The 13,159-nt window shown below is 53.5% G+C and carries 11 protein-coding genes; 7 read left to right on the top strand and 4 right to left on the bottom strand.

From position 1 onward, the window contains the following. Nucleotides 1-8: 8 nt before the first annotated feature. The 4 genes from LX59_RS10710 to LX59_RS10695 all read right to left on the bottom strand — a co-directional run bounded on the left by LX59_RS10710 (nucleotide 9) and on the right by LX59_RS10695 (nucleotide 3,733). The gene (locus LX59_RS10710; protein WP_246118736.1) at nucleotides 9-857 is read right to left on the bottom strand and encodes an ABC transporter ATP-binding protein; all 849 of its coding nucleotides are present in this window, start codon (nucleotides 855-857) and stop codon (nucleotides 9-11) included. Between the two features lie 2 nt (nucleotides 858-859). Next, a complete protein-coding gene (locus LX59_RS10705) occupies nucleotides 860-1,894 on the bottom strand; it encodes an ABC transporter substrate-binding protein (RefSeq protein WP_144571856.1) in 1,035 nt (344 codons plus the stop codon). Between the two features lie 75 nt (nucleotides 1,895-1,969). Then, on the bottom strand, nucleotides 1,970-2,872 hold the full coding sequence (locus LX59_RS10700) for a TauD/TfdA dioxygenase family protein (protein ID WP_144571855.1): 903 nt from the start codon (nucleotides 2,870-2,872) through the stop codon (nucleotides 1,970-1,972). A gap of 438 nt (nucleotides 2,873-3,310) precedes the next feature. After that, nucleotides 3,311-3,733, bottom strand: coding sequence for a hypothetical protein (locus LX59_RS10695; protein WP_144571854.1), 423 nt, complete (start codon nucleotides 3,731-3,733; stop codon nucleotides 3,311-3,313). A gap of 270 nt (nucleotides 3,734-4,003) precedes the next feature. On the opposite strand from LX59_RS10695, the gene LX59_RS10690 reads away from it, so the two are divergent. The 7 genes from LX59_RS10690 to LX59_RS10660 all read left to right on the top strand — a co-directional run bounded on the left by LX59_RS10690 (nucleotide 4,004) and on the right by LX59_RS10660 (nucleotide 13,159). Next, nucleotides 4,004-4,744: a FadR/GntR family transcriptional regulator gene (locus LX59_RS10690; protein ID WP_144571853.1), complete on the top strand. Its 741-nt coding sequence runs from the start codon at nucleotides 4,004-4,006 to the stop codon at nucleotides 4,742-4,744. Between the two features lie 156 nt (nucleotides 4,745-4,900). Then, complete coding sequence (gene kdgD, locus LX59_RS10685; protein WP_144571852.1) at nucleotides 4,901-5,812, top strand: 5-dehydro-4-deoxyglucarate dehydratase; 912 nt, start codon at nucleotides 4,901-4,903, stop codon at nucleotides 5,810-5,812. 147 nt (nucleotides 5,813-5,959) lie between these two features. Continuing rightward, nucleotides 5,960-7,342 carry an MFS transporter gene (locus LX59_RS10680; protein WP_144571851.1) on the top strand — a complete coding sequence of 461 codons (1,383 nt, stop codon included), beginning with the start codon at nucleotides 5,960-5,962 and terminating at the stop codon, nucleotides 7,340-7,342. 320 nt (nucleotides 7,343-7,662) lie between these two features. Beyond that, entirely contained in the window at nucleotides 7,663-9,219 is a 1,557-nt protein-coding gene (gene garD, locus LX59_RS10675; protein ID WP_144571850.1) for a galactarate dehydratase, read from the top strand. A 101-nt stretch (nucleotides 9,220-9,320) separates the two neighbouring features. Next, a complete protein-coding gene (locus LX59_RS10670; RefSeq protein WP_144571849.1) occupies nucleotides 9,321-10,658 on the top strand; it encodes an OprD family porin in 1,338 nt (445 codons plus the stop codon). 97 nt (nucleotides 10,659-10,755) lie between these two features. Further along, nucleotides 10,756-12,351, top strand: coding sequence for an aldehyde dehydrogenase (NADP(+)) (locus tag LX59_RS10665; protein ID WP_144571848.1), 1,596 nt, complete (start codon nucleotides 10,756-10,758; stop codon nucleotides 12,349-12,351). 286 nt (nucleotides 12,352-12,637) lie between these two features. After that, nucleotides 12,638-13,159, top strand: coding sequence for a tripartite tricarboxylate transporter TctB family protein (locus tag LX59_RS10660; protein ID WP_144571847.1), 522 nt, complete (start codon nucleotides 12,638-12,640; stop codon nucleotides 13,157-13,159).

Raw genomic sequence — 13,159 nt, 5'->3', positions numbered from 1 at the left:
GCGCCTCCTTAGGCAATACGTTTTTGCGGATGGCTGGAAACAGGGGCGGCGGGTTCGTTCTCGGCGGCGGGCACCTCCACAGCACCCTCTTCAAACAGCAGCCGATGAATACGGCGCGCGGTTTGTTGGAAGGCCGCACCCTGCTGGCTGTGCAGGTCAAAAGCGTGGCTGTTGATCTCCGCCCGCACCCGTCCCGGATGAGGTGAGAGCAGCAAAATACGATTACCCACCACCAAGGCTTCCTCAATGGAATGGGTGACAAACAGCAGAGTGAATTTCACCTCGTCCCAGAGTTGCAGCAATTCTTCCTGCATTTTGCGGCGCGTGAGGGCATCCAGCGCGGCAAAGGGCTCGTCCATGAGCAGGATTTTTGGTTGCATGGCCAGAGCGCGGGCAATAGCCACACGGGCCTTCATGCCGCCGGACAGGGTATGCGGGTAGGCATCCACAAATTTAGACAGCCCGACCTTATCCAGATAATGCAGTGCCCGTTGTTCGGCTTCGCGCTTGCCCAGCGTGCGTGAGGCCAGCAACGAGAACATCACGTTCTGCTTAACCGTCTTCCACGGCAGCAGCTGGTCAAACTCTTGGAACACCACCACCCGATCTGGGCCGGGCTCGTGCACTAATTGGCCATCCAGCACAATTTGGCCTTCACGCGGGCGAATAAAACCGGCCACCGCTTTTAACAGGGTGGATTTACCGCAACCCGATGGCCCAAGCAGCACAAAGCGGTCGCCGGGATCGACTTCAAAACTCACTTCATGGGTAGCACGGACAATGTGCTGGGTGGTTTGGTATTCCAGCGTAACTTTCTGTACCTGCAATAAGGGTTGCAAGGGAGTGCTTGTGCTCATCATCAGCTCCCGGAAGCCACCTGTGGGCTGTTAAAGAAGTAATCCTGCCAAGAAGTGGGTTTGTTTTTCAGTACCCCTACCCGATGCAGAAAGTCCGCCAGTTTGAAGGTGCCGGTGGGATTTACACTGAACTCAACCCGTGGGTCTTTAATCACCTTCAGCAGTAAGTCGCGGTCGGTTTTGGAGTCAGCGACACGGCGGTAAATATCCGCCGCGGCTTCAGGGTCTTTTTTGATGAAGGCCGAGGCTTCCGTCAAAGCCGATAGGAAAGCTTGATAGGTTTTCGGGTTTTCCTGATAGAACTTCTCGGTGGTATAGAGCACGGTTGGCGAGTTAGGGCCGAGCAGCTTGTAAGTATCCAACACCACATGCACATCGGGGTTCTTTAAGGCCTGATCCTGAAACGGCGGGTTGGAGAAGTGTCCATTCAACTCTGTGCCACCATTCAACAAAGCCGCCGTAGCTTCAGGATGGGGAATGGCAACGGTGTATTTATCGAGGCGGGCAAACTCTTTATCACCCCATTCCTGAGCGGCGGCATACTGCAAGAAGCGCGATTGAATCGACACCGTGACCGCCGGCACCGCAATGCGGTCTTTATCGCTCAGATCGGCGATGGTTTTCACCTTGGGATTGCTGCTGAGCAGGTAGTAGGGAAAGTTGCCCAAGGAAGCCACACCGCGCACGTTTTGCTTGCCCTTGGTGCGATCCCAGACGGTGAGCAAAGGGCCAATCCCAGCACCGGCAATATCAATATTGCCCGACAGCAGCGCGTCATTCACCGCCGAACCACCGGACAGGCGCGTCCAATCCACCTTAATATCCACACCAGCGGCCTTGCCGTGCTTCTCAATCAATTGCTGATCGCGAACCACGTTCAGCAGTAAGTACACCACACCAAACTGTTCGGCGATGCGTAGCTGACCTTCAGCCTGTGCCGGCGTGGGTAAAGTACCGCCAATCAAAGCCAAACTCAGGCCCAAGCCCGCCGCTACACGGCTGATACGCGGGGATAACAATGCAGAAAATACAGGCATAAGCGCCTCCAAAAGACACAAACGGGCCAGCCAGCAGCCCGTGTGAGGCTGCTGGTCATAAACAAGAACAAGGCATTAGAAAGGTGCGTCGCCCTGAATGGTGGTGCGGTGCATACGGCGTGGCAGATGGTTCGGGCAGCCGGTGGCCAGATGGATCAGGGCACGGTTATCCCAGAACAGCAGATCGTGGGGCTGCCACTGATGGCGGTAGCTGAATTCGGGGCGAATGCTGTGGGCAAACAGCTGATCCAAAATTTGACGGCTTTCGGCTTCCGGCAGATCCAGAATACGGGTGGTAAAGCTCTCGCTGACAAACAGGCCCTTGCGTCCGGTTTCCGGATGGGTACGCACTACGGGGTGAATCACTTCTTTCACTTCCGCCAACTGAGCGTTGGTCAGAGTGGGCCGCCATTCGCCTTCCAGCTTGGGCTTGTAATAGGTGGCGGTGTAGGAGTGATTGGCACGGCGGCCATCAATGGCCTGACGGGTGGCTTCGGGCAGGGTTTCGTAGGCCAATTGCTGGTCGGCAAACAGGGTATCACCGCCCTCTTCCGGTAGAATTTGCGCGTGCAGCATGGCCCCTAGGCTGGGCAGCTCAACGTAGGACAGATCGGAGTGCCAGAACTTACCCGCATCGCCCAAACCAATGGGGCGGTTATTCTCGTCCAGAATGTTGGAGATGATGAACACTTCTGGGTGGTTGGCCAGCAAGAATTGCTTGAGCACATGGATTTGCAGCTCGCCAAAACGGCGGCTAAAGGCAATGTGTTGCTCGGGGGTAATCTGCTGGTTACGGAATACCAGCACTTTGTACTGCAAAAACGCCTGATGAATACGGTTGAAGTCGTTCAGATTCAGGGTACGGGCCAGATCCAGATCCAGAATTTCTGCACCCAGCACTTCCCCGGCTAAGGGGCGGATGTCAAAGGATTGAGATGGAATTTCAGCTTCGACAGACAGGGACTCAAGCGCCGACATGGGAATACTCCAAAAACAGTCATCTTTTAAGCTTCTGGAGGCGCATGGGTACCCAAATGCTTGCCTCCTCCGCTCTTATAAGGGAGGTTCTCGCGGCTCATGGGTTGTCCGATCAGTACGCGGTTTAAATAATTTAATGGAATTAGATTTTTATCTAAAATATGTTTTTAGAATATATTTATGATGAAAGCCCCTTGCCTTAGTACAGGCACAGACCTCGAACCCCTTAGGGTTAAATAGGATTTATAGAGGGCAGAGAAGCGAAAATAAGAAAAACCCCAGATATCTCCCCAGCCATGACCTAAGAGATGCAGTATTAGGTCAAGCTAGGGGGGATCGAGATATCAGGGGGTGGCTATAGACGGCACCGATCAGGAAGTGGAAACCGCCGTACCGCAAGAAGGAGATACAGAAGGGATTCAGCCTACCCAAAAGACCTTAGTCTTCTTTATGTTCGTGCTCGCCTTTGGGTTTACGATCGGGCATCAGAGCCAGTTTGCCGTCACGCTCGCGGCAGGTACCGGAGAAGCTGCGACCTTCTGGGCCTGTGATGGAGGCGGTATCACCTGCAGACTTGCCTTCACAGGCTTTAAAGGCTTCAGGGCCGGGGCCACGACCTTCACCACCACGACCGCCTTCAGGGGTTAGAGCCAGCTTGCCTTTAACATCGCGGCAAACGCCGGAAAAACTGCGGCCTTCTGGGCCACTCATACTGGCTTTATCACCTGCTTTCTTGCCAGCACAGGCCTCAAAAGCGGCAGGCGGTGGGCCATCAGGACGGGCGCCATCTTTATCTTCAGCGGCCATAGCCAGTGGAGCGACCAAGGTAGCCAACAGAGCAAAGTGGATTGGCTTAAGCATGGAAAAATTACCCTATGAGTCATTCTGTGGTGATCTGCATCAAACCATAGCGCCAAAGTGTACGCCTGTACCTTTACCCTTCTTTACCCAATGGATACAAAATCTGACAATTCCCTCTTCTTAATTGAAGTTACGGTCTATCCCCAGACAAGGCTTTGCAGGGACTATTTACCTACCTAGAGCCAGCAAAGCCTTTATTCATACGGCCCCTATTGTTATCGTACAAGTATGTGAACTCTGAGCCCCTCAGAGCTTTTTACGGAAGTGATCATGAATCAGGAATCACCACTGGCCGGCAATCGCCGCAAAAACCGCAGCCTTACCCAAGACTTGGTCAGTGAGCTGTCACGGCAAATCACTGAAGGCCATATAAAACGGGGCGAAAAACTGCCCACTGAATCGGAAGTCATGGATCGCTATGGAGTCAGCCGCACCGTAGTCCGGGAAGCCATTTCACGTCTACAAGCCTCTGGTGTTGTGGAAACCCGGCATGGCATTGGCACCTTTGTTTTAGATACCCCCAGCACGGGTTTTCGGATTGATCCGGCCACCATCGTCACCTTGCGCGATGTGATGGCGGTGTTGGAACTGCGGATCAGCTTGGAAGTTGAGTCCGCAGGATTAGCTGCTACCCGCAGAACCGATGCTCAACTAGCGGACATGGCCGCTGCTTTAGCGCGTTTTTATAACGCCAGTCACGCCACGGATGCGGTATCGGCTGATTTTGCCTTCCATCAGCAGATTGCCATTGCCACTGGCAACCGCTATTTCATTGATATTATTGATCATTTTGGTACCAGCATCATTCCGCGTACCCGATTGGACTCTGCATACATCGCCCGCTCAGATCAGCAGGAATACCATAACCGCCTGTGCCGTGAGCACGATGACATCTATGCGGCCATCCAACGTCAGGACAGCGAAGCCGCCCGCGCGGCCATGCGTTTACATCTGACTAACAGCCGTGAACGCTTGCGCCGCCTACACGAAACCATGACCCCCACATCCTAAGACAACTGACAACATGCCTGATCTTTGAGTCCCGACTTTGGTCGACGCGATAAAAAGATCAGGCAGGGTTGCACTGGCAGAAAACAAGTCATATGATGACGTATAACACTGGTGCGATAACGGTGTTACAAACCTTCTTTCTCTAGGGTGACCCCAATGACTCCACAAGAATTAAAGTCCATCCTCTCTTCCGGCCTGCTGTCTTTCCCAGTCACTGACTTTGACGAGAACGGCGATTTCCGCCCTTCTACCTATGCCAAACGTCTGGAATGGCTGGCTCCTTACGGCGCTAGTGCCCTGTTCGCAGCCGGCGGAACGGGTGAGTTCTTCTCCCTAGAACACAAAGAGTTCTCTGACATCATTCGAGTTGCCGTTAATACCTGCAAAGGCCAAGTACCCATTCTGGCCGGTGCCGGTGGCCCCACTCGTCTGGCCATCGCCCTGGCTCAAGAAGCTGAGCGTTTAGGTGCTGCCGGCGTTCTGCTGCTGCCTCACTACCTGACCGAAACCTGCCAAGAAGGCCTGATCGCTCACGTAGAAGCCGTATGTAAGTCCATCAAAATCGGTGTCGTGGTGTACAACCGCAACGTATGCCGCCTGACTCCAGAAAGCCTGGAAATTCTGGCTGCTCGCTGCCCGAACCTGATCGGTTTCAAAGACGGTATCGGTGAAATTGAGCCGATGGTAGCTATTCACCGTCGTTTGGGTGATCGCTTCACTTATCTGGGTGGTCTGCCTACTGCTGAAGTCTATGCCGCTGCCTACAAAGCCATGGGCGTACCGGTGTACTCTTCTGCCGTGTTCAACTTCATCCCCAAAACAGCGGTTGATTTCTACAAGGCTATCGCTGCTGATGACCATGCGACTGTGGGTCGTCTGATCGACGATTTCTTCCTACCTTACTTAGAGCTGCGTAACCGTCGTGGTGGCTATGCGGTCAGCATCATCAAAGCCGGTGCCAAAATTGCAGGCTATGATGCAGGCCCTGTGCGCGCGCCTCTGGTGGATCTGCGTCCTAATGAAGTAGAAGAGCTGGCCATTCTGATGAACAAGCTGGGCCCGCAATAAGTTAAGTGGTAATACGCGTTACGAGGCAAGGTTAAGGGTGCTGTATCCCTCCTACAGCATCCAAACCTTATTGAGGGATTGTAGAGATCAGTCATAAGATCTCGCGATCCTTTTAATGATAAAAACAATAACTGGGAGTTACTCAACATGACTACGCACAGCGCTAGTCCTGGTCGCACTCGTTATGTCATCCTGTTGATGTTGTTTCTCGCAACCACCATCAACTACGCTGACCGAGCTACCATTTCTATTGCAGGCACTAGCTTACAGAAAGACCTTGGTATTGATGCTGTAACTCTGGGTTATATCTTCTCAGCCTTTGGTTGGGCTTATGTAGCAGGCCAGATTCCTGGTGGTTGGCTGCTGGATAAGTTTGGCTCTAAGAAGATTTACGCCTTTAGCATCTTTACTTGGTCGCTGTTTACCTTTTTACAGGGATTTGTCGACCAAGTACCCATTGCCTTCGCGGTTTTAGCGCTGTTTACCCTGCGCTTTATGGTGGGCTTTGCGGAAGCACCTTCCTTCCCCGGTAACGCTCGTATTGTGGCGGCATGGTTCCCCACTGCCGAACGGGGTACAGCCTCAGCGGTATTTAATTCGGCGCAATACTTTGCTACTGCACTCTTTGCACCTTTAATGGCTTGGATCGTGTCCCAGTATGGCTGGCAACACGTATTCACCACTATGGGTATTGCCGGCATGCTGTTTGCGCTGGTCTGGCTAAAAGTTATTTACTCGCCCAAAGAACATCCCTCCATCAAACCCAGCGAACTGGCTTACATTGAGCAGGGCGGCGGCTTGGTGGATATGGATAACGCACCTGCTCAGAGTAACAAACCCAAGTCTGGCCCCAAATGGGCTTACATCAAGCAATTGCTCAGCAATCGCATGTTGTTGGGTGTGTACTTTGGTCAATACTGCATTAACTGCTTAACCTACTTCTTCTTGACTTGGTTCCCGATTTACCTGGTACAAGAAAAGGGTATGTCCATCCTGAAAGCGGGCTTTATCGCCTCCTTACCGGCAATATGCGGCTTTATCGGTGGTGTTTTGGGTGGTGTGATCTCCGACGGGCTGTTACGTCGTGGGCACTCCCTCACCCTCTCGCGCAAACTGCCTATCGTGACCGGCCTGCTGCTGTCCACCTCTATGGTGGTGTGTAACTACGTTACGTCCGAGTGGATCGTGATCGCCTTTATGGCCTTGGCATTCTTCGGTAAAGGTCTGGGCGCTCTGGGCTGGGCTGTAGTGGCGGATACCTCGCCGAAGCAAATTGCTGGAATGTCCGGCGGTATCTTCAACACCTTCGGCAATATCTCCTCCATCACTACTCCAATTGTGATTGGTTACATCATCAGCGCCACCGGCTCCTTCCAATGGGCTCTGGTGTTTGTTGGAGCTAACGCTCTGCTGGCCGTATTCAGCTACCTGTTCGTAGTAGGCCGCATCCAACGCGTTGAATTAAAAGAAGTCGCTGGGGATACCTCCTCTGCTGCTGCTGCCAAACCGGCTACAGCAATCCACAGCTAAGTTCTTTCTGCAACAAGTCATCCCACATTTTTAACCTTAGTTATAGGATGTGGGATGATTTGACAAGCTGTAGTCTAACTCTAATATCACACAGGAATTTGGCATGAACACTCGGGTATTCCCTGCTCCTCTTTCAGCCTCTTTGCTGCGCTCTATTGCAGCCGCATCAGGCTACCCAGCCTATACACTGGCTACATACACTCGATAACCCAATACCCGGTTTGATTTGACTAAAACAAAGGGTCAGGGACGCTGTATTGAGCCCACCTCTGTGATTAGTCATCAGACTTTTAATAATTATTAAGCCTAGAGGTTACGTCATGGAGCTGATCCAACACCGTGATTCCCCCCGTTACATCCGCTTGCACGAGCGCGATAACGTGGGTGTTGTCGTTAACGCCCAAGGGGTAGCCGCTGGTAGTCGTTTTGACGACGGCCTAGAGGCGGTTGAAGGCATTCCGCAAAGCCATAAAGTATCCCTGTGCGATCTGCCCGAAGGCACTGAGGTGATCCGCTACGGTCAAGTGATCGGCTATGCCCTGAAAGACATTCCCAAGGGTAGCTGGGTGACTGAGCAGCACCTGCGTATGCCTTCAGCACCCACTTTGGATAATTTGCCTAAGGCTACCGCCCCCGCTCCGGAAATTACGCCCCTGGAAGGCTATACCTTTGAGGGTTTCCGTAATCCAGACGGCAGCGTCGGTACCCGTAATATTTTAGGGATCAGCACCACCGTACAATGCGTGGCGGGTGTGCTGAACCACTGCGTTACCTTGGCACGTCAACAGTTACTGCCCAAATACCCCAACGTGGATGACATTATTGCCATCAATCACAGCTACGGCTGTGGGGTCGCCATCAACGCACCCGATGCCATCATCCCGATTCGCACCCTGTTTAACCTCAGCCGCAACCCGAACTTGGGTGGTCATCCTTTAGTGATTGGCCTTGGCTGCGAAAAACTCCAACCCGAACAACTGATGCCAGGCGATGCCCTCACTGAGGGATTAGAGGAAAAAGACTGGCTGTACCGCCTGCAAGAATCCGGCGAAGGCTTTGCCGGCATTGTGAAGCAAGTGCTGGCCATGATCGAAGAGCGCCTGAAAGTCCTGAATGAGCGCAAACGCGAAACCTGCCCCGCTTCCGATTTGGTGCTAGGCATGCAGTGCGGCGGCAGTGATGCCTTCTCCGGCATTACCGCTAACCCTGCGTTAGGCTATGCCGCTGACCTGCTGGTTCGGGCTGGAGCCACGGTAATGTTCTCCGAAAACACCGAAGTACGCGACGGTATTCACCTGCTGACACCCCGTGCCTCCACGACTGAAGTGGCGGATGCTCTGATCCGCGAAATGGATTGGTACGACCGCTATCTGGATCGCGGCGTAGTGGATCGCAGTGCCAACACCACACCGGGCAACAAAAAAGGCGGCCTGAACAACATCGTTGAGAAAGCGATGGGCTCCATTGCCAAATCCGGTTCCAGCCCCATCGTGGCGGTGGTTTCTCCGGGCGAGCGCGCTAAAACCAAGGGCTTGAACTTCTGCGCCACTCCGGCCAGTGACTTTATCTGCGGCACCCTGCAATTGGCCGCCGGTATGAACCTGCACATCTTCACCACCGGACGCGGCACGCCTTACGGTTTGGCCATGGTGCCGGTGATCAAGGTCGGCACGCGCACTCAGTTGGCCGAACAATGGCCGGATCTGATTGATGTGGATGCGGGCAAAATCACCTCAGGGCAGTTGTCTTTAGAGGAAATGGGCTGGGAGATTTTCCAACTTTATCTGGATGTCGCCAGCGGCCGCAAAAAGACTTGGGCCGAATACCACAAACTGCACAACGACCTCGTGCTGTTTAACCCCGCACCTGTGACCTGATTTGCTCGCTAGGAAATGCAGCGAAATTTGTGAAAGGGCCGACGTGGCGGCCCCTTCATAGCAATAAAACAATAAAAACGTCCACGATGGAGACTTAAACAATGTCCATACCCCCTAAGGCCCGGTACGGCTTTATACCTCTACTGGGAACACTGTTGGCCTTTCCCCCCTTGGCCAGCCAAGCCGCATTTTTTGAAGACAGTAAGGCTACGTTACGGCTGAAGAACTTCTACATCAACCAAGACAGCCGCAATGAGCGCACCACCAATACCCCGCGCTCGGAAGAATGGGGCCAAGCCTTCTTCCTCGACTACAAATCCGGCTTTACTGAAGGGGTCGTCGGTTTTGGGTTAGACGTTTACGCGCAACACGCCATTCGTTTGGACAGTGGTGGACGCTCAGGCAAAGCCGGTATCGACCGGACACCGGGCACTATGTTCCCTTTAGAAAGCAACGGAAAAGCCAAACGCGATTTTGGGCGACTGGGTATCACAGGGAAAATTCGCTTTTCCAAAACAGTGGCTGAAATCGGTACTCTGATGCCGAAAATTCCGGTACTGATTTCCAACGATGGTCGCTTGATGCCACAAATGTTCCGTGGAGCTCAAGTCACCTCCAAAGAACTCACCGACATCAGCTTCATCGCCGGTAAACTGGAACAATCCATTGAGCGTAACTCCAGCGACGGCGACGGTCTGTCCATTGCGGGGGCCAACAGCGGCCCTAATGCCCGCTACAGCAACGAGTTCTACTACGGTGGCGCAGACTACAAGTTCAACAAAGATCTGTTGCTGCAATACTACTACGGTAATCTGCGCGACTTTTACAAACAGCACTTCTTCGGTCTAACCCACAAGCACCAACTACCCGTGGGCTCCCTAACTACGGATCTGCGCTATTTCTACAGTGACTCCGACGGCGAAAACTCCAGCGCCTCCGGTCGTGCTCGGGGTTATCGCAGCAGCGGTGCACCGGGTAGCAGCGGCGAGGTGGATAACAACCTATGGAGCGCCATGTTCACCTATAACCTAGGTGGGCATGCCTTCAGTGCCGGTTATCAGAAGGTTACGGGCAACAGTGACTTCCCCAGCATTAACTTGGGCTCAGGTCTGTCCCTGCACCTGATCACCAATGCCCAACTGGGTAAATTCAACAGCGCAGGGGAAGAGACCTGGGTTTTAGGCCACAGCTATGACTTTGCGGCCCTAGGTATCCCCGGCCTGAAAACCAAGCTGGTGTACTTCAGCGGTGATGATATTGATGCTGTGGGCAGTGATCGACGTGAATGGGAACGTAACTTCCGTGTGGACTATACCCTGCAAAGCGGCATGTTGAAGGGTGTTGGTCTTACTTGGATGAATGCGGCTTGGCGCGGTAACGACGCTCGCGATCGAGACGAAAACCGCTTAGTAGTGAATTACAGCATTCCTTTGCTCTAAGCTTACTCATACGATAACTTACGTTAAGTGTCTACTCAAGGTAGACGCTCATCACCTAAGGCCAGCAACACCGGCCTGCCCATTTGAGGACGACTTTATGCTTCACATTATCGGCCATCAGTACATCGGCGGTCAGCGCTCAGCTTCTGGCAACATCCGAATTCAAAGCACCGATGCCAGCACAGGACAAGCCTTGCCCTACCAGTTCAGTCAGGCTACCGAGGCTGAGGTGTCTGCCGCTGCTGAAGCCGCAGCCACAGCCTATCCTGCTTTCCGCCAACTGTCGGCAGCGCGGCGGGCTGAGTTTTTAGATGCCATTGCCAACGAAATCGACGCCCTAGGCGATGACTTCGTAGCCGTAGTGACTCAGGAAACCGCTCTGCCGGCTGCCCGTATCCAAGGCGAGCGTGGTCGTACCAGCAACCAAATGCGCCTGTTTGCCCAAGTGCTACGGCGGGGGGATTTCTACGGCGCGCGCATTGATCTGGCTCTGCCCGATCGCAAACCCATGCCGCGTGTCGATCTGCGTCAATACCGCATCGGCGTCGGCCCTGTAGCAGTATTCGGTGCCAGCAACTTCCCTCTGGCTTTCTCAACCGCTGGTGGTGACACTGCGGCTGCTCTGGCTGCCGGTTGCCCTGTAGTCTTCAAAGCCCACAGCGGCCACATGGCTACTGCTGAGTGCGTCGCCGATGCCATTATCCGTGCGGCGGAAAAAACTAACATGCCTGCCGGTGTGTTCAACATGGTGTACGGCAACGGCGTGGGTGAAGCCTTAGTCAAGCATCCTGCGATTCAAGCCGTTGGCTTTACTGGCTCCCTGAAGGGTGGACGCGCCCTCTGTGATATGGCCGCCGCCCGCCCACAGCCGATTCCGGTTTTTGCTGAAATGTCCAGCATCAACCCAGTAATTCTGCTGCCTGAAGCCTTGAAAAAACGTGGCGTGCAAATCGCTACCGAATTGGCCGGCTCTGTAACTATGGGTTGCGGCCAGTTCTGCACCAATCCCGGCCTGATCATCGGCCAACGCTCTGATGCCTTCTCTGCTTTCGTGCGCGCCTTCACCGAAGCCATGGCAGCGCAAGCGCCTCAAACCATGCTCAATGCCGGCACCTTGCGCAGCTACACCGGAGGCGTTAGCCACCTACTGGCGCATCCGGGCCCGGGCGTACGTCATCTGGCAGGCAAAGCTCAAGAAGGCAACCAAGCCCAGCCACAACTGTTCCAAGCCGATGTCAGCTTGCTGTTGGACGACGATCACCTGCTGCAAGAAGAAGTCTTTGGCCCCACGACCATCATCATTGAGGTTGAGGATGCCAAGCAACTGATGGCCGCTCTGTCGGCGTTGCAAGGTCAACTGACCGCGACGCTGATTTCTGAGCCTGCGGATCTGGAAGGCAGCGCCGCTGCCGCTCTGGTGAGTCTGCTGGAGCAAAAAGCCGGTCGACTGCTGATCAACGGCTACCCCACTGGCGTAGAAGTGTGCGACGCCATGGTACACGGCGGCCCATACCCCGCTACGTCCGATGCGCGTGGTACTTCAGTGGGTACGCTGGCCATTGATCGCTTCCTGCGTCCTGTGTGTTACCAGAACTACCCCGATGCTTTGCTGCCTGAGGCACTGAAAAACGCCAACCCTCTGGGTATTCGTCGCTTAGTCAACGGCGAGTCCAGCGACAGCGCTATCGGCTAAGCACAGCCCTTCAGTAGGCCCTTCAGTAGGCAGTGCTATCCCTCGCCGACATAGTGCTGCTGAAGCGGCTGATCGCAGCACCCTAGTTCATCGCCGCCTTACATAAGCTTTTACAGATTTGAATTAAGACTAACTTGTTAGTTGCAATTATATGATGTCTTATCTCACTATCTAGGCCAGTGGTAAAACGTTTGCTTTTGTTCGTTACTCCGGTGGATAAAAAAGACATCAATAACTCGCTTTCTTAGATGTATCAACAATAAAAAACCCGATACGGGGAATTACCATGAACGTACATAGATATCGGGATCTGATAGTGGGAGTTATTTTTCTCACAGGATCTATTGGTTATTACTTGTTATCTTTTCAGACCCCAAAATCTGAAATTCCAGGGGATATAGGCAATTATTTTATCCCTCACTTGATTGCACTGGTTTCCGGCCTACTGAGTCTGATGCTGATTGCCAGCAGTTACTTAGCCCTGCGCCAGACGGAGGCTAAACCCCAAAAGCCTGCTGAATCCGATGCTGACACCGCAAAAGAGCTGAGTGCTAAAACCCGCTACTTGCCCGTAGTAGGCACCGTAGCGTTATTGTTTGCCTATATCTACGCTCTGGAGCCTGTAGGCTTTATCTTGGCCTCTGCGACCTATTTATTCCTGCAATTTAACATCAGTGCACCTGCTGATCGGCGAGATGCCAAGGCTCAGTTTCGTTACGCCTTAACCTCCATTGTGGCCGCCATTGCCATCAACAGCTTCTTCGTCAATATCTTTGACGTGATGCTGCCTCAAGGCCTGCTGGATTAA

This window comes from Azomonas agilis (assembly GCF_007830255.1).
Taxonomy (GTDB): Bacteria; Pseudomonadota; Gammaproteobacteria; order Pseudomonadales; family Pseudomonadaceae; genus Azomonas; species Azomonas agilis.
The sequence above is the reverse complement of the archived record's forward strand: the minus strand, read 5'-3'. Positions and strand labels throughout refer to the sequence as shown.